This is a genomic window from Polaribacter sp. YIW18, assembly GCF_057219325.1.
This window is the reverse complement of the sequence record NZ_JBXVVE010000003.1, coordinates 159,156-177,160: the sequence shown is the minus strand read 5'-3', so window position 1 is coordinate 177,160 and position 18,005 is coordinate 159,156. Positions and strand designations below refer to the sequence as shown.

Genomic DNA, 18,005 nt, shown 5'->3' with positions numbered 1-18,005 from the left:
GTGGTTTAAAAAATTAAAATTCTTAAACCCAGCAATACCGTTTGAAGGCACTAAAATACATTAATAAATTTTTTATAAAGTACAAATGGCGTTTAATAATTGGCATTTTAATTACCATTTTATCTAAACTTTTAGCGTTAAAAGTACCTCAAATTGTTGGCGATTCCCTTAATATTGTAGAAGACTACCAAAGTGGCGTAGTTACAGATTATGATGCTGTAAAACATCAATTATTTATAAATGTTTTAATAATTATTGGTGTAGCACTTTTAGCTGGTTTTTTTACTTTTTTAATGAGGCAAACTATTATTGTAACCTCTCGGTTAATCGAATTCGATTTAAAGAACGAAATCTATCAACAGTACCAAAGATTGTCTTTAAACTTCTACAAAAAAAATAGAACTGGAGATTTAATGAATAGAATTTCTGAAGACGTTTCTAAAGTAAGAATGTATGTTGGACCTGCAGTGATGTACACCATGAATATGATTGTACTTTTTGTAGTTGGTTTTACACAAATGGTAAGCATAGATGTTAAATTAACCATGTATACTTTAATTCCTTTTCCAGTATTATCTATTTCTATTTTTGTACTAAGTAAGGTAATACATAAAAGAAGTAGCATTGTACAACAATATTTATCTCATTTAACCACCTTTAATCAAGAATTTATCTCTGGTATTAGCGTGGTAAAATCTTATGGTATAGAAAAGTCTATTATAAAAGAATTCGATAATCTTGCAGATAAAAGTAAAGAAAAAAACATACATCTACACCAGGCAAACGCTTTGTTTTTTCCTTTAATGGTTTTGTTAATTGGGTTAAGCAACTTAATAGTTATTTATGTGGGTGGTAAACAATATATAAATGATGAAATTCAGATAGGAACCATTATCGAATTTATGTTGTATGTAAATATTTTAACTTGGCCAGTGGCAGTTGTGGGTTGGGTAACTTCTATGATACAGCAAGCAGAAGCGTCTCAAATAAGAATTAATGAGTTTTTAGATCAAGAACCTGAAATTAAGAACAATACCAATAAAACAACCAATCTAAAAGGTAAAGTGTCTTTTAAAGACGTAACTTTCACTTATGATGATACAAATATTACAGCATTAAAAAACATAAATTTTACCGTTAAAAATGGCGAAACAATTGCCATTTTAGGAAAAACAGGTTCAGGAAAATCTACAATTATTGAGCTTATTGCGCGTTTGTACGATACTAAAAAGGGTACTATTTTTATAGATGATGTACCTATTCAAGATTTAAATTTAAACAATCTTAGAGATCAAATTGGGTTTGTACCACAAGATCCTTTTCTATTTTCAGAAAGTATTGGTAACAATATTAAATTTGGTAAAGAAGAGGCTACAGAGGCAGCCATAATACAAGCAGCAAAAGATGCCGTTGTACACGATAATATTATAGATTTCCCTAAAGGATACGACACCATTTTAGGAGAAAGGGGTGTTACACTTTCAGGTGGTCAAAAACAACGTGTTTCTATTGCAAGAGCAATTATAAAAAATCCTAAAATTTTAATTTTTGATGATTGTTTATCTGCTGTAGATACAGAAACAGAAGAGAGAATTTTAAAAAATCTTAAAAAAGTATCGCAAAATAAAACCACTTTTATTATTAGTCATAGAGTATCTTCTGCAAAAAATGCTGATAAAATTATTATTTTAGACCAGGGCAATATTATTCAACAAGGCACTCATAATCAACTAATAACAATAAAAGGGTACTACAAAGAGTTGTACGAGCAGCAACTTTTAGAAAAAGAAAATTAATCTTTAACATTGCTACGTAAAATATTTTATTAGATTTGTTACCATAAAATTATTATATAACAACTATTTTTAAATAATATGGCAGAGAGAGTTGAACAAGAAGAAATCTTTTCACAGGTATTAAGAGCAGGAAGAAGAACTTATTTTTTTGATGTAAGAGCTACGAAAGCAGATGATTACTATTTAACCGTAACAGAAAGTAAAAAATTTACACATGATGATGGTACTTTTCATTATCAAAAGCATAAAATTTACCTTTACAAAGAAGATTTTACAGATTTTCATGAAATGCTAAAAAAAGCAACAGACTATATTATAGCAGAAAAAGGAAATGAAGTAATTAGCGAGCGCCATCAAAAAGACTTTAAAAAAGAAGAACCAAAAACTGATACTGACGTAAAATCAGCAGACAGTTTTACAGACGTTTCTTTTGACGATATATAAATCATAATGGCTTACTACCATTTTTTTAAATGAAGTGTATTCATTTTAATGTAAAAATTCAATTCAAATTCAATTTTAAACTAGAAAACCATAAATGTTATGTTTATGGTTTTTTTATGCTCTATACTATAAAACCTTTTTTATCGTTTGTGTTTTAGAAACGGTTTCTTGCCACTCTTTTTTTGCAATACTATCTTTGGTAACACCTCCACCCACAAAAATTCTAGCTTTATAGTCATCAACAAACATACAACGTAAGTTTACAAATAACTCTGTTTTTTGTTTGTTTAATTTAGAACTATTTATATTTAATTCGCCTAAAAAACCTGTGTAAAAAGACCTATCATAATCTTCATTTTCTAAAATAAAATCTTTTGCTAAATCTCTAGGCAAACCACAAACAGCTGGTGTTGGATGCAAAGCCCTAATTAAGTTTTTTAAACTAGCATTTGCCTGTAATTGGCCAGTAACCTGTGTTTTTAAATGTAATAAATTCCCTGCTTTTACAGTTTCGGTTTTGTCTATTTTTAAAGAAGTTGCTATATTTTTTAATTGATTTTCAATAAAATCTGTAACCAATTGTTGCTCTTCTAATTCTTTGCTTTTCCAAACTGGTAAGCTATTTTCTTTATACAATTGTGTACCTGCTAAAGACATAGTTTTGAAAAATTTATTTTCTACCTGCAATAAGGTTTCTGGTGTAGCACCAAACCAAAGCCCTACTTTTGGGTGATACCAAACATATACAAATGCATTATTGTAAGAAAGTAACAATCTTTGATAAATTTTTACAATATCTAAATTAGAAAGTTGTGCAATTTCTTTCCTAGAAATTACTACTTTTTTTAGTTTAGATTTTTTAATAGTCTGTATCGCTTTTTCAACAATATCTGTATGTTTTTCTTTTGATGACGAATTAGGTTCTACTCTATTTTTATTAAAATTAATCGTACCTAATTGTATTTTTTTTGATAAAAAAAGGGATTTTTCTATCGGAAAAAGAAGGGGTTTTTCAGCGGAATTAAAGGGAGCAAATACAAAACCTTGTTCATTAAAATCTTTTACATAATCTAAATTATCATTAGGCATTAAAAAACAAGCTACAGTATTTGCATTTGGTTTCCTGTAGGCTACAAATGGTAATTTTTTTTGGTAACTGTTTGTTAATTTGTCAAAAAAATCAATCAAAATAAAGCTTATTTTTTAGGAATATTTAAAACAATATTAGTCATTTTTGCAACAGAAATAAGTTTGTTTTCTTCGTCTACAATGGTTACTTCCCACAAATGGGTTGTTCTTCCTTTATGAATATTTTTTGCAGTAGCAAAAACAACACCATCTCTTTTACTTTTTATATGATTTATAGATAGTTGAATCCCATTTATAAATTGGGTTTTATCATTAATAAAAAAATTAGAAGCAGCACTACCCACACTTTCTGCTAATGCTGCGGTAGCACCACCATGCAATTGGCCATAAGGTTGATGCACTTTACTATTAACAGCCATTTTTGCAGTTAAAAAATCTTCACCAACGTCAATATATTCAATATCAAGAGTTTCCATTAACGTATTTTTAGTACGGTCATTAAATGCATTTAAAATTGTAGGTTTATCCATATTAGCTTGTTTACAATGTAAAAATACGTATAAAAAATTGTATTTTTGTTGCAGAAAAGTTAAAGCATTTTATGTACAAAATCCGTGTAATTTTAGACACTCAAGAAGACGTAATTAGAACCTTATTAGTAAACGATTCTTTTAGTTTAGAAGATTTGCATTTTACAATTGCAAAATCTTTTGGTTTCGATGGTCAAGAAATGGCTTCTTTTTACAGAACAGATTACGAATGGAATCAAGGTGAGGAAATTCCGCTTTTTAATATGGCAGAAGCTGGAGAAGGTATATCTATGCAAAACTGTTTTTTAAAAGACACATTACCTACAATTAACACCAAGTTAATTTATGTGTACGATTTTTTAAACATGTGGACTTTCTATGTAGATGTTGTAGATATTTCATTAGAGCAAAAAGGCAATTTACCACAAACGATACTTTCTGTGGGAGAAATACCAAATGAAGCACCAGAAAAAGAGTTTATTGCAGACAAATTAGAGGATAATTTTGGTGATGAAGGAAATATTGATGATGAATTTGGTCATTTTGATGATGATTTTGATTTTAATGAATATTAATAAAAAGTGTAACTGTGTAATTGTTTATCTGTGTAATAGACAGGAACCTATTAATTTTATATAAATAAAAGCTAAATTTTTGAATTTAAGTGCTTTAATTAAATTTGTTACTGTTTTTAATTTACATTTAAACAATTAAACGTTTTAACAATTACACCTATTTTAAGTAACAAAATTGTAAATTAGTCGTCTTACCTACATAACCGACTAAAACAATTTCTTTGGAAACTATCTTATCTCTTAAAAATCTTGATAAAAAATACGGCACTTTACATGCAGTGAACAAGCTTTCTTTTGATATTCAAAAAGGAAATGTTTACGGTATTTTAGGGCCAAATGGAAGTGGAAAATCTACCACTTTAGGTATCATTTTAAATGTTGTAAACAGAACTTCTGGCGAGTTTTCTTGGTTCGATGGAAAATTATCTACACACGAAGCTTTAAAAAAAGTTGGGGCTATTATTGAGCGTCCTAACTTTTATCCTTACATGACTGCAGTACAAAATTTAAAACTAATTTGTACAATTAAAGGAATTTCTAACGATAAAATAGACGAAAAACTAAAAACAGTAAATCTTTTTGAAAGAAGAGACAGTAAGTTTAAAACCTACTCTTTAGGAATGAAACAACGTTTAGCAATTGCATCTGCATTATTAAACGACCCAGAAATCTTAATTTTAGATGAGCCAACAAATGGTTTAGACCCACAAGGAATTCATGAAATCAGACAAATAATTCAGAAAATTGCAAGCACAGGTACTACAATTTTGTTAGCCTCTCACCTATTGGATGAAGTAGAAAAAGTTTGTTCTCATGTAATAGTGATTAAAAAAGGTGTAAAATTATACAGCGGCAGAGTTGATGATATGACAGCTTCTAATGGTTTGCTTGAGCTTAAAGTTGCCAATAATGATGCTGCACTTTTAAACGAGTTAGAAAAACATCCTGCTATTTTAAAAGTTACAAAAGAACACGAAACTATTATTGCAAGCCTTAAAGATGCAATTTCTACAGAAGAAATAAACAGCTATTTATTTACTAAAGGTATTGTTTTGAGTCATTTGGTAAAACGAAAACCAAGTTTAGAACAACAATTTTTAGATTTAACTAAAAAGTAATCAACGATATCTAATTTCGATAATAATCGAAACCTATATTCTTTAAACACATCACAAAATGTTAAGATTATTAACCATAGAATTTCATAAATTAAAACACAATAGAGCCAGTAAAGTATTATCTATCATTTACTTTGGTTTATTAACCTGTATCGCATTCATAGCAGCCATTAAGTTTGATATTGGCCCTATAAAATTTCATTTAGCAGAAATTGGTATTTTTAACTTTCCATACATCTGGCACTTTAATACCTATGTAGCAGCTATTTTAAAGTTTTTTCTATTATTAGTGATTGTTTCTATGATGGCTAATGAATATAGTTATAAAACACTAAAACAAAATTTAATAGATGGGTTAAGCAAAAAAGAGTTTATACTTTCTAAATTTTACACAGTAATTATATTTGCTTTAGTATCTACATTATTTGTATTTATAGTATCTCTTATTTTAGGTTTTGCGTATTCAGATTATGATGAATTTGCCATTATAATAACAGATTTACAATACCTTTTTGCTTTTTTTTTAAAACTAGTGGGTTTCTTTTCTATGGGCTTGTTTTTTGGAATTTTAGTTAAACGTTCTGCGTTTGCTGTAGGCGGAATGGTTGTTTGGTTTTTTATAGAAAGTATTTTTAAAGGATACCTATTCTGGTCTTTTAAAGCTTCAGAAAATACTACAGAAAAAGTAGATGGTATTATGCAATTTTTACCTTTTGAAGCTATGGGCAATTTAATAAAAGAACCATTTTCTAGATTGGGTGCTGTTAAGTCTGTAGCCAATCAAATTGGGGAAACATTTACCAAAAGTTATGATGTAGAGTTTTCTAATATCGCTATTGTTTCAGCGTGGACATTCATCTTCATTTACTTATCATTTACACTGTTAAAAAAGAGAGATTTGTAGTACTTTTTAAATATATTTGAACTAAAGAATAGAAATACCGTCAGATGAAAAATATATTATCGCTATTTTTACTATTTATTTCATTAAATACATTTTCACAAAAAGAAGCTAATTTTTGGTATTTTGGTAATGGAGCTGCTTTAGATTTTAATTCTGGCAGTCCAGTTCCAGTCAATGGAAGTCAATTAAATACTTTAGAAGGCTGCTCTTCATTCTCTGATGCGAATGGTAATTTATTATTTTATGTAGGAGCCCCAACATCTGATGGTAGAAATTTAACCATTTGGAATAAAAATAACACCCCCATGCCTAATGGTACTGGTTTAGAAGGAGATTCTTCAAGTTCACAATCTGCTTTAACTATACCAGCACCTGGAAAACCTAATATTTATTATTTATTTACGGTTGGTGCACAATCTAGTGAAAATGCTGGTTTTTGGTATTATACAATAGATATGTCTTTAAATGGTGGTTTAGGTGATGTTGTAGCTGGCCCTGTCGTTTTAGGAAATCTTTCTGATCATCCTAATTGGTCTGAAAAAGTAACAGCTGTAAAAGCAAAAGATTGCAGTACTTTTTGGGTTATCTCTGCACATGGTAACAATTTCTATGCATACAAAGTAGATAATAAAGGTGTTAATTCGGGAGACCCAAAAGTAAGTACTATTATTGGCTATAATGCGACTAGCGATCCAAGAGGATATTTAAAAGTATCGCCAGATGGCACAAAGTTAGTTTCTGGAAATATGAGTAATAGGGCTTATTTATTTAATTTTAACGATAAAACTGGAGAGGTTACAAATTTTAACAACACTAGTTTTGCAAATCAACTTAACATTTTTGAAGAAGTTTATGGTGTAGAGTTTTCTGCTTCTAGTAGAAGATTATACTTATCTACTGGTTCTTTTACCGAATCTATTGAAAGCTTATATCAATTTGATTTAACAAAACCAACCTTAACAGAAATTAATGCTAGCCGATACCTTGTTCACCAATATGTAAATACTAGAGGGGCTTTACAATTAGGTCCTGATGGAAAAATATACTGGGCCTCTAATAATTCTAATTTTATAAGTGTTGTTAATAAACCAGACGAATTAGGGATAGCATGTGACTACTCTCATCAAACAGTTAGAGTTGGAAATGGAGCGATTACAGCTGGCCAGGGTTTACCTCCTTTTTTATCATCTTTATTACTTCCAATCGAAATAAAAGATGTTGATAAAGATATCGTTATCAATAACCAAGATTTAGAGTTTTGTATTGGAGAAAATAAGACACTTTCACCAGAGACAATCTCTGGTAACAATAGAACTTATGAATGGACTTTTGACAATGGCACAAACACATCTGTAGTTTCTAACGATCAAAATTTAGTTTTAACTAATATTTCTCCAGCAAATGCAGGTAAATATACTTTAGTTTTAGAACTTACCGATGATTGTGGAAATATTACAAAATATGAAGCTACTTTTAATATAGGCGTGTTTGAAGCTGCAGTTGCTACGAAACCAAATGACATTCTTTTTTGTGACACAGATAATGATGGATTTAATACATTCGATTTAACCACAGAAAATAAAAACACGATTTTAGGCAGTTTAGACCCAGCAATTTTTGATGTATTATATTTTGATAATTTAGCTGATGCTAATTCAGGAGATAATCCTTTACCAGATTCTTTTACAAACCCAACTGCTTTTAGCTCGCAAATAGTTTATGCAAGAGTACAAAATACAAAAGCACCAAATGCTTGTTTTAATATTACTGCATTTAAACTTGCAGTAACTGGGTTTCCAGAACCTATACAACCAACACCTTACAGAATTTGTGATGACAATGCAAGTGCTGGTGGAGATACTGATCGAGTCATTAATAATTTTGTATTAAGCTCAAAGGATTCAGAGATATTGGGTACTTTAAATAATACACAATACATCATCACCTATCACACAACTCAATTAGGTGCAGAAACCAATGATGCTAGCACCATAATCAATAAGAATACCAACCATTCTGTAACCAACTCTCAAACCGTTTACATTAGAGTAGAAAACATAAACAACGCTGCTTGTTTTGATACTTCTAAAACATTAGAACTCATTGTAGATCCTTTGCCCGTAGTTTCATCAAATCCAATTTTTGACCACTGTGTTAGTGCAAATAACACCAATCCTACAATTAACTTAACTTCAGCACAACTCAGTATTTCTAATATCCCAAATGTAAGATTTCAGTTTTTTTCAGATGCTTTAGGTGCATCAGAAATTACAAACATTACCTCTTATCCTGTTCAACCGAATGCTACACAGTCTGTATTTGTTAAAGTCTTTACAAGCCAAAACTGTACCAGAGATATTGTTGAGTTAACCATAAATGTTGGCCAAACTCCAGACAATCCATACAATGTATTACAACCAGCAGAATGTGACGATTTTTTAGATGCGAATGGTGTAGATACTCCTGGTATGAATAGTGATACAGATGGTATAACCCATTTTTCTTTAGATGAAAATGCAATAATATCAGGTATAAATCCGCCACCAAATACAGAAGTTACATTTTACGAAAACATTACAGACAGAGCAAACTCTTTAAATGAAATCGATATTACTAATTATAGAAATAATTTAAATAAAATAGAGATTACAAACGTTCCTGGTGGAATTCAATTTCCTATTTACTATAAAATATTAAGTACTATAAATAATAACTGTCAAGGTTTGGGGCAATTTAACCTTCAAATTAACTCTGTACCAACTGCAAACCCAGTTACAGATTTAGAATTATGTGATGATGTTACAGATGGTGATGCAGAAAACGGAGTTATACAAAACTTCGACTTAGAAGCTCAAACAGCTACTATTTTAGCCTCTCAAAATCCTGCCGATTTTTCGGTAACCTACCACCTTTCTGCAGCTGAAGCAAATTCAGGTTCAAACCCACAAGCTTCACCTTTTGAAAATAAACTTAGAGATATACAACCAATTTTTGTACGAGTAACCAACAATAACACTGGTTGTTTTACAGATCATACCAGTTTTAATCTAATTGTAAATCCTATTCCTGTGGCAAATTTTGTGGCAGATTTAGAAATCTGTGATGATAATTCTGATGGTTCTGCAAGAAATGGCTTTTCACAATCTATCGATTTAACATCGCAAACCTCAGGCATTTTGGGGGCTCAAGATCCTGCAAATTACTCAGTTTCTTATCATAGAACGTTGGCTGAAGCTCAAAATGGAAACAACCCTTTAAGTTCGCCTTATTCGAATTTTAAACCCAACAGAGAAACCATTTATGTACGTGTTGTTAACACAACAACCTCTTGTGTAAATGGTATTTCTAATTTTGATGTTATTGTAAATCCAGAGCCTACTTTTACTCCAGTTTCTAACCTTTCTTATTGTGATGATGATTTGGATGGTGATGATACTAATGGAATCATTCAAAATATCGATTTAGATAGCCAAATTCCTCCTTTATTAGGCTCACAAGACCCAGATGATTTTATTGTAACCTTCCACGAAAACCAAGCAGATGCTACTTCTGGAAACAACCAATTAACATCTCCTTATACCAATTCAAATCCTACAGAAACTATTTTTGTTCGCATTCAAAATAAAAGAACTTTGTGTATAAATGATGATGCTCGTTTTCAATTAATTGTAAATCCTTTACCTGATTTTACAGTAACTTCTCCTCAAATTTTTTGTTTGAATGATACATCCTTAACCATTGGGGTAGAAAATCCTGCAGAGGTTTACAATTATGAATGGAAAGATTCCTCTGGAACAATTATTAGTTTTACAGAAACTGCAGATGTTACAGTAGGTGGAAATTACACAGTTACTGCAACCACAACCAATGGTACCAATTGTACTAGATCAGAGACCATTGTTGTGAACGAATCCAATCCTGCAAATCTATTGCCTAGCTTTGTAACCATTGTAGATGAAGGAAATATTATTAGCAGTGATGCAAATTTATCCATCTCTATAGATACTATAAATAACGATTTAGGTCCTGGTGATTATCAATTTGCATTAAAAAATGATGATAAAAACACCACCACTCCATTTCAAAACGAACCTTTATTTGAAAACTTAGAAGGTGGTATTTACACCATTATTGTAAACGATAAAAATGGCTGTGTACCAGATGCTACTTTGCAAGTTTCTGTTATTCAGTTTCCAAAATTCTTTACACCAAATGGCGATGGTAAAAATGATACTTGGGCAGTAAAAGGCGCTAACAAAACTTTTTATCCGAATGCAAGTATCAATATTTTTAATAGGTATGGTAAATTAGTCGCACAAATTCCTGTAGACTCCCAAGGTTGGAATGGTACTTACAATGGCAAATTACTAACCTCAGATGATTATTGGTATAACATCACCTTAATTCCTGCTGACAACACTAAACCAACCATCAACAAAAAAGGAAATTTTTCTTTGGTTAGAAGATGAGAATAAAAACAGGAAAGTTTAGTCTAATTAGAAAATAAAAATACATTTACAATCCGTATTTTTACAGTATGCAATTCAAACTCGTTTCAGAATTTTCTCCCACAGGAGACCAACCACAAGCTATTAAAGAACTTTCGCAAGCAATTAACAATGGCGAAAAATATCAAACTTTATTAGGTGTTACTGGTTCTGGTAAAACATTTACGGTTGCTAATGTTGTGCAAGAAGTTAAAAAACCTACCTTGGTTTTAGCTCATAATAAAACCTTAGCTGCACAATTATATTCTGAGTTTAAACAGTTTTTTCCAGATAATGCTGTAGAATATTTTGTTTCTTATTACGATTATTATCAACCAGAAGCATACATACCTGTTACAGGCACTTATATAGAAAAAGATTTATCTATTAATGAAGACATCGAAAGGTTGCGTTTAAGCACCACTTCTTCCCTACTTTCTGGTAGAAGAGATGTACTAGTTGTAGCCTCTGTTTCTTGCTTGTATGGTATTGGAAATCCTACCGAATTTAAAAGAAATATTATTCCTGTGGCTGTGGGCCAATTAATTTCTAGAACCAAATTTTTACATCAATTAGTGCAAAGTTTATACGCTAGAACCGAACATGAAGTAAAAAGCGGAACTTTTAAGGTAAAAGGTGATGTAGTCACTATTTATCCATCTTATGGTGATAATGGATATAGAATTCACTTTTTTGGTGATGAAATTGAGGAAATAGAATTGTTCGATTTAGAAAGCAATGCAGTTATAAATACTTTTGACGAGTTAAGCATTTACCCAGCAAACTTGTTTGTAACCTCTCCAGATGTTTTACAAAATGCCATTCATCAAATTCAAGAAGACATGATGAAACAGGTAGATTTTTTTAATGAAATAGGCAAACATTTAGAAGCTAAAAGAATTAAAGAACGTACAGAATTCGATTTAGAAATGATACGTGAATTGGGCTATTGTTCAGGAATCGAAAACTATTCTAGATATTTAGATGGCAGACAACCAGGTACAAGACCTTTCTGTTTGTTAGATTATTTTCCAGATGATTATTTAATGGTGATAGATGAAAGTCACGTTACAGTTCCGCAAACACATGCCATGTATGGTGGAGATAGAAGTAGAAAAGAAAATTTGGTTGAATATGGTTTTCGTTTGCCAGCTGCCATGGACAATAGACCTTTAAAGTTTGATGAATTTGAAGCCATTCAAAACCAAACTATTTTTGTTTCTGCAACTCCGGCTGATTACGAATTACAAAAAACAGAAGGTGTTTTTGTTGAACAAATTATTAGACCTACAGGTTTATTGGATCCACCAATAGAAGTAAGACCTAGTTTGAATCAAATTGACGATTTAATTGAAGAAATACAACAAAGAGTTGAAAAAGACGAACGCACATTGGTAACAACTTTAACCAAGAGAATGGCAGAAGAATTAACTAAATATTTAACACGAGTTGATATACGTTGTAGGTACATCCATTCTGATGTAGATACTTTAGAACGTGTAGAAATTATGCAAGATTTACGCAAAGGTTTGTTTGATGTATTAATTGGGGTAAACTTATTAAGAGAAGGTTTAGATTTACCAGAAGTGTCTTTAGTCGCTATTTTAGATGCAGATAAAGAAGGTTTTTTAAGAAATACCAAATCTTTAACGCAAACAGTAGGTAGAGCCGCTAGAAATGTAAATGGTTTGGCAATTATGTATGCAGATAAAATAACAGAAAGCATGCAAAAAACCATAGATGAAACTGAACGTAGAAGAGAAAAGCAAATTGCTTACAACATCAAGAACAATATTACTCCTACCCAGATTAACAAAAAAATTGACAATACATTAACCAAAACTGCAGTGTCTAGCTATCATTATGACAACGCAAAACAAGTAGCTGCAGAACAAGATCTGCAATATTTACCTAAAGAAGAAATAGAAAAACGTATTAGAGACAAACGTAAACAAATGGAAACAGCTGCCAAAGCTTTAGACTTTATTGCTGCTGCAAAATTACGTGATGAAATTACTGTTTTAAAAGAAAGTGTATAAAAAAGAAGTTTTAATCTTATAAACAAACAGATAAATAAAAAGGCTGTATCTGATAAAGTGTGTAAGTTTCAAAAGAACGCTATTTAGCGTTCTTTTTTTGTTTTAAATATGCAACAACTGCCTTTCGAATATCAAACGCTAATTCTGTTTCTTTTGGATGATATACAGAAAGTACTTCTTTGTTTTTATCTGATAAAAAAGGAATATCAAACCCTTTTAATAAATAGTCAGAAAAGGCAACTGTATAGGTTTTGTTTGGATTGATTTTTTCTCCCCCAACAAACCAATCTTTTTCTTGTAAAGTTACATTGTGTCTGTGTAAATATGCGCCTGTTCCTGCTGCTAATTGGCCATAATCTAAAACACGCTTTAACAATCTTCCTTTTATTGCCACTTTTACAATATCTCCTCCATAAGGCAATACTCTAAAAATATCAATAGGTGTTATATTGCCTCTCAATTGGTCATCAATTCTAATAGAACCTCCATTTACCAGAGCTGCATCTACTTGATCATCAAAGGCAAAAGACATAGCAGACGTTATAAGTTTTCCTAAATTAGTTTGTTGACTTCTTACAGGTGTATCTCTTCCGTCTAAAGGTGTTTTTGCACTAAATATTACTTCATCAGAGTTTGGAATAATTTCTTTAATTTTTGATATTAAGATCGTCTGCCACTTATCAACAATAGCAGCTACTTTTTGATCTTTTTTTACAGATGAATTAATTTCTTTTAATTCAGAAATTACTTTGGTTTTCTTTGTTTTTTTATTGTAAGAAATTTTATGAATATATGCCGTTTTTGCATTGGCATCTGCCTTTGTAATTAACACATTTCCAATAGTATCTAAAGAGTTTGTATGTTCATGACCTCCCATAATTAGTGGCAAATCTGGAATTAATTTCGCAATTCTTTTATCGTTGCCAATTTTAACGTGTGTCAAACCAAAAACAACATCTACAGAATCTTTAATGGCTGCATAAGAAGCTCTTGCTTTTATAAACATATTATCATATGCTACATAATCTTTTGGATTTGAAGGTAAAGTAACACTGATAAAGCCTATTTTTATTTTAGTTCCGTCTTTATCTGAGATTTCTTTTATAAAAGTCTCTTTTATAGCTTCTTTTTGACCATTTTTCTCTTTATAAAAAGGAATTGCTACTTCTTTCGTTTTTAATTTTACATTCGCAGAAATCCAAGGAAAATTACTTTCATTTAATCTTTGTTGCAACTCTTTTTGTGAAACATCAAACTCATGATTACCAAAGGCTACTAAATCAAAATTCATAGCATTCATTACCTCTACCATTTGTTTTCCCTTCACTCTTTTTCCATCAACCTTTATAGTTCCCAATAAAGAAGGATTTAAAAAATCGCCAGCCAAAAATAGCATTGTATTTGGATTTTCTTGTAACAATTCTTGATGTACAGTTTCTACTCTTGACATTCCTCCAAATTCACCGCCTTGAATAGGTGCAATTTCATAAACATCGTTTATTTGTAGAAATGTAAAATCTATTTTGTTATCGTCCTTTGTGCAGGAAGAAAAGAAGATTAGAATTGTTAGTAAAAAAAATGTTTTAAAAGTTTTCATAATTTATTTGCAGTGGTATTTTAAACAAATATTTTTTGATTGTATTACGACATACTAAATAAAAATTTCTAACGCTTTATTGTAAGCACTTTCAAAACTCATAGGTTTTATATTTGTACCTGCTTTTTGTGTTGTAAAATAACTTAGTAGTTTTTCTGTTGGCATGTTACCTGTTAATTCGTCTTTTGCCATTGGGCAACCACCATAACCTTTAATAGCACCATCAAAACGATTACAGCCAGATTTGTAAGCTGCATCAACTTTTTCGTGCCACTTGTCTGGTGTTGTATGTAAATGAGCACCAAATTCAATTTTAGGATAGTTAGGAATTAAATTAGAAAATAAATAGTTTATTATTTTTGGTGTAGAACTACCAATGGTATCTGATAATGATAAAATCTTCACTCCCATTGTATAAAGTTTTTCTGTCCATTCTCCTACTATTTCCACATTCCATGGATCTCCATAAGGATTCCCAAAACCCATAGACAAATACGCAACAACTTGTTTGTTATTTTTTTCTGCTAAATTTAAAATCTTATCTAACGTTACAACAGATTCTGCTATGGTTTTATGCGTATTACGCATTTGAAAATTTTCTGATATAGAAAACGGATAGCCCAAATAATCAATTTCTTCAAATTGAACAGCATCATTGGCCCCTCTTATATTTGCTATTATTGCCAATAATTTACTACTAGTTTTAGAGAGGTCTAATTTTTCTAAAACAGCAGCGGTATCGCGCATTTGTGGAATTGCCTTTGGAGAAACAAAACTGCCAAAATCAATTGTATCAAACCCTACTTTTAAAAGCGAATTGATATACAACGCTTTTTTTTCTGTAGGTATAAAATGACTTTTGATGCCTTGCATGGCATCTCTTGGACATTCTATGATTTTGATTTTTTTCATTATCTCAAAGATATAGAAACTTATGATGTTTTAAAATTAATTAAATACTTATTAGTTTCTAATTCAAAAGCTTAATTTGATAAAATGAAGTTTAAATATTTTAACCAATATTTAAGCTTCGGTTTCAATATCATTTGCATCAAAATCATCATTCTCGTCAAAAAACTCTTCGTCTTCTGCGTATTCTTCCATAGCATTTTCTAGTCGTTCGCTTATTTTTACTAAATAAATTGTATCTTCAGTTTTAACTTCTATAGCTTTAATAGTTTCTCCTTTTGCATTTTTAAAGGAAATAATATCTCCATAATCATAACCATCTGGATACTTATTGATTAACATATCTAAAATATCTTTGGTTAGTTTTGCATATTCTACAATTACTCTTTTCATTTTTTATTTATTTGAATGTTATTTTAAACTATGTATTTTTAAAAATAAATATATTATTTTATTAAAACTCTTAATTAGAAGTACTCGTTTGTGATCAAATTGATAAATTTTTTACATTTGTAGCAGATAAGCAAAAATTAGTGGAGCAACAATAGTTGCATCACTTTCTATGATAAATTTTGGTGTATCAATATCTAATTTTCCCCACGTTATTTTTTCGTTAGGTACTGCACCAGAATAGGAACCATAACTCGTTGTTGAATCTGAAATTTGACAAAAGTAACTCCAAAATGGCGTATCTGTTCTTTCCATATCTTGATACAACATAGGTACCACACAAATTGGAAAATCTCCAGCAATACCACCTCCTATTTGAAAGAATCCAATACCATTTTCTGAATTATTTGTATACCAATCTGCCAGAAAAGTCATGTATTCTATACCCGATTTCATAGTAGAAGCTTGCAATTCTCCCTTTAAAACATAAGATGCAAAAATATTTCCCATTGTAGAATCTTCCCAACCAGGACAAACAATAGGTATTTTTTTTTCTGCAGCTGCATACATCCAAGAGTTTTTAATATCTATCTCATAATATTGCTCTAAAACTCCAGAAAGCAATAATTTATACATGTATTCATGAGGTAAATAACGTTCACCATTTTTTTCTGCATCTTTCCAAATTTTTACAATATGCTTTTGTATTCTTCTAAATGCTTCTTCTTCAGGTATACAGGTGTCTGTAACTCTATTCAATCCTTTTTCTAATAAATCCCATTCATCTTGAGGTGTTAAGTCTCTATAATTAGGTACTCTTTTGTAGTGAGAATGTGCTACCAAATTCATGATATCTTCTTCTAAATTGGCACCAGTACAAGAAATAATTTGCACTTTATCTTTGCGAATCATTTCTGCAAAAATTTGACCTAATTCTGCTGTACTCATTGCTCCTGCTAAAGAAACTAACATTTTATTTCCTTTTTTTAACTGCTCTTCATAGCCTTTTGCTGCATCTACTAAAGCAGCAGCATTAAAGTGTAAAAAGTGTTTTTCTATAAAATCTGTAATCGGTTTTTTCATTTTTTATAATTTATTTTCAGGTATTTTAACTACTCATAATCGTTTAAAGTTAAATAATGTACCTCTAAACTTTCTACCTTCTGAATTATTATTTTAAACTAATAATCATCATCGTTTTTAAATTTAGACAATATATTAAATGGTTTTTTTGTTATGTCAACATCATTACCAACATTATATATATCATCTTTAGAAGAAAATTTGTAGCTTAACATTTTATAATACATTTTAGCCGCTAAAAAGTCTGATGATTTCTCTTTTTCGTTTGGACATAGCTCTACCATATCAAAACCAACCACATTTTTTTGTTCGAAAACTTGTTTTAAAAAATTTAAAGTTTCGTAATAAAATAAACCTCCTGGTTCTGGTGTGCCTGTGCTTGGAAATATTGATGAATCTAAAGCATCTAAATCAAACGTAATAAAAACATTGCTTGTTAGTTGATCAATTACATCTTCCATCCAATCTTCATTTACGGCCATATCATGTGCAAAAAACACTTTTTCTGGATTCATTTCTCTTTTTTCTGAAATATCCATACTTCTAATACCAACTTGTACTAAATTGGTTGTTGAATTTGCTTCGTAAACGGCACAAGCGTGGTTGTATTTAGTACCTTCGTACTCTTTTCTTAAATCTGCATGTGCATCTATATGCAGCACTGTTAAGTTGTTAAAACACTCGTTAAATGCTCTAATTGCACCAATAGAAATGGAATGTTCTCCTCCAAAAAGAGTTACAAATTTGTTTCTGTTAATAAACTTTTTTGTGGTTTCATGCACAGCTTCTACCATTGCTTCTGGAGATGCATTTTCTAAAATTGGGTCTACTAAAAAAATACCTTCTTTATAAACTTCAGAGTCGGTTTCTATATCATATAATTCCATATTTTCAGAAGCATCTAAAAAAGCTTGAGGCCCTTTATCTGCGCCTTTTTGCCAAGTACTAGTTCCGTCATAAGGAACAGGAATAATTACAATTTTTGATGTTGCTAGGTTTCCATATTCTTGTGGAATTCCTGCATAAGTATTCTTAGTTTCCATT

14 protein-coding genes are annotated in these 18,005 nt (G+C 30.6%); 7 read left to right on the top strand and 7 right to left on the bottom strand.

Annotation, left to right across the window (positions count from 1 at the left end):
- Nucleotides 1-41: 41 nt before the first annotated feature.
- Nucleotides 42-1,796: an ABC transporter ATP-binding protein gene (locus tag AC2D6T_RS04680; RefSeq protein WP_484680633.1), complete on the top strand. Its 1,755-nt coding sequence runs from the start codon at nucleotides 42-44 to the stop codon at nucleotides 1,794-1,796.
- 78 nt (nucleotides 1,797-1,874) lie between these two features.
- Nucleotides 1,875-2,240, top strand: a complete 366-nt coding sequence (locus AC2D6T_RS04675) for a PUR family DNA/RNA-binding protein (protein WP_298948216.1) — start codon at nucleotides 1,875-1,877, stop codon at nucleotides 2,238-2,240.
- Nucleotides 2,241-2,366: 126 nt separating this feature from the next.
- On the opposite strand, the gene AC2D6T_RS04670 is transcribed toward AC2D6T_RS04675, so the two are convergent.
- The gene (locus AC2D6T_RS04670; RefSeq protein WP_484680632.1) at nucleotides 2,367-3,428 is read right to left on the bottom strand and encodes a chorismate-binding protein; all 1,062 of its coding nucleotides are present in this window, start codon (nucleotides 3,426-3,428) and stop codon (nucleotides 2,367-2,369) included.
- A gap of 8 nt (nucleotides 3,429-3,436) precedes the next feature.
- On the bottom strand, nucleotides 3,437-3,859 hold the full coding sequence (locus tag AC2D6T_RS04665) for a PaaI family thioesterase (RefSeq protein WP_484680631.1): 423 nt from the start codon (nucleotides 3,857-3,859) through the stop codon (nucleotides 3,437-3,439).
- Between the two features lie 71 nt (nucleotides 3,860-3,930).
- Between AC2D6T_RS04665 and AC2D6T_RS04660 the strand changes: the two genes are divergently transcribed.
- From AC2D6T_RS04660 to uvrB, 5 genes are all read left to right on the top strand, one after another.
- Nucleotides 3,931-4,434, top strand: a complete 504-nt coding sequence (locus tag AC2D6T_RS04660; RefSeq protein WP_484680630.1) for an IS1096 element passenger TnpR family protein — start codon at nucleotides 3,931-3,933, stop codon at nucleotides 4,432-4,434.
- Nucleotides 4,435-4,655: 221 nt separating this feature from the next.
- On the top strand, nucleotides 4,656-5,552 hold the full coding sequence (locus tag AC2D6T_RS04655) for an ABC transporter ATP-binding protein (protein ID WP_484680629.1): 897 nt from the start codon (nucleotides 4,656-4,658) through the stop codon (nucleotides 5,550-5,552).
- Between the two features lie 58 nt (nucleotides 5,553-5,610).
- The gene (locus tag AC2D6T_RS04650; protein ID WP_484680628.1) at nucleotides 5,611-6,456 is read left to right on the top strand and encodes an ABC transporter permease; all 846 of its coding nucleotides are present in this window, start codon (nucleotides 5,611-5,613) and stop codon (nucleotides 6,454-6,456) included.
- 44 nt (nucleotides 6,457-6,500) lie between these two features.
- Entirely contained in the window at nucleotides 6,501-10,925 is a 4,425-nt protein-coding gene (locus tag AC2D6T_RS04645) for a T9SS type B sorting domain-containing protein (RefSeq protein ID WP_484680627.1), read from the top strand.
- A gap of 68 nt (nucleotides 10,926-10,993) precedes the next feature.
- On the top strand, nucleotides 10,994-12,982 hold the full coding sequence (uvrB, locus tag AC2D6T_RS04640; protein ID WP_484680626.1) for an excinuclease ABC subunit UvrB: 1,989 nt from the start codon (nucleotides 10,994-10,996) through the stop codon (nucleotides 12,980-12,982).
- 79 nt (nucleotides 12,983-13,061) lie between these two features.
- On the opposite strand, the gene AC2D6T_RS04635 is transcribed toward uvrB, so the two are convergent.
- The 5 genes from AC2D6T_RS04635 to speB form a co-directional block, all read right to left on the bottom strand.
- Nucleotides 13,062-14,579: a bifunctional metallophosphatase/5'-nucleotidase gene (locus AC2D6T_RS04635; RefSeq protein ID WP_484680625.1), complete on the bottom strand. Its 1,518-nt coding sequence runs from the start codon at nucleotides 14,577-14,579 to the stop codon at nucleotides 13,062-13,064.
- Nucleotides 14,580-14,633: 54 nt separating this feature from the next.
- Nucleotides 14,634-15,491, bottom strand: coding sequence for a hydroxymethylglutaryl-CoA lyase (locus AC2D6T_RS04630; RefSeq protein ID WP_298948205.1), 858 nt, complete (start codon nucleotides 15,489-15,491; stop codon nucleotides 14,634-14,636).
- A 111-nt stretch (nucleotides 15,492-15,602) separates the two neighbouring features.
- The gene (locus AC2D6T_RS04625) at nucleotides 15,603-15,881 is read right to left on the bottom strand and encodes a hypothetical protein (RefSeq protein WP_484680624.1); all 279 of its coding nucleotides are present in this window, start codon (nucleotides 15,879-15,881) and stop codon (nucleotides 15,603-15,605) included.
- 111 nt (nucleotides 15,882-15,992) lie between these two features.
- A complete protein-coding gene (locus AC2D6T_RS04620) occupies nucleotides 15,993-16,961 on the bottom strand; it encodes a deoxyhypusine synthase family protein (RefSeq protein ID WP_438988374.1) in 969 nt (322 codons plus the stop codon).
- A gap of 98 nt (nucleotides 16,962-17,059) precedes the next feature.
- A complete protein-coding gene (gene speB / locus AC2D6T_RS04615; protein ID WP_484680623.1) occupies nucleotides 17,060-18,004 on the bottom strand; it encodes an agmatinase in 945 nt (314 codons plus the stop codon).
- Nucleotide 18,005 lies beyond the last annotated feature (1 nt).

Bases quoted from the DNA above. Each gene is read 5' to 3' on its own strand.
- AC2D6T_RS04675 (WP_298948216.1), top strand. From the start codon at position 1,875: ATGGCAGAGAGAGTTGAACAAGAAGAAATCTTTTCACAGGTATTAAGA.
- AC2D6T_RS04665 (WP_484680631.1), bottom strand. From the start codon at position 3,859: ATGGATAAACCTACAATTTTAAATGCATTTAATGACCGTACTAAAAAT.
- AC2D6T_RS04660 (WP_484680630.1), top strand. From the start codon at position 3,931: ATGTACAAAATCCGTGTAATTTTAGACACTCAAGAAGACGTAATTAGA.
- AC2D6T_RS04650 (WP_484680628.1), top strand. From the start codon at position 5,611: ATGTTAAGATTATTAACCATAGAATTTCATAAATTAAAACACAATAGA.
- AC2D6T_RS04645 (WP_484680627.1), top strand. From the start codon at position 6,501: ATGAAAAATATATTATCGCTATTTTTACTATTTATTTCATTAAATACA.
- uvrB (WP_484680626.1), top strand. From the start codon at position 10,994: ATGCAATTCAAACTCGTTTCAGAATTTTCTCCCACAGGAGACCAACCA.
- AC2D6T_RS04635 (WP_484680625.1), bottom strand. From the start codon at position 14,579: ATGAAAACTTTTAAAACATTTTTTTTACTAACAATTCTAATCTTCTTT.
- AC2D6T_RS04630 (WP_298948205.1), bottom strand. From the start codon at position 15,491: ATGAAAAAAATCAAAATCATAGAATGTCCAAGAGATGCCATGCAAGGC.
- AC2D6T_RS04625 (WP_484680624.1), bottom strand. From the start codon at position 15,881: ATGAAAAGAGTAATTGTAGAATATGCAAAACTAACCAAAGATATTTTA.
- AC2D6T_RS04620 (WP_438988374.1), bottom strand. From the start codon at position 16,961: ATGAAAAAACCGATTACAGATTTTATAGAAAAACACTTTTTACACTTT.
- speB (WP_484680623.1), bottom strand. From the start codon at position 18,004: ATGGAAACTAAGAATACTTATGCAGGAATTCCACAAGAATATGGAAAC.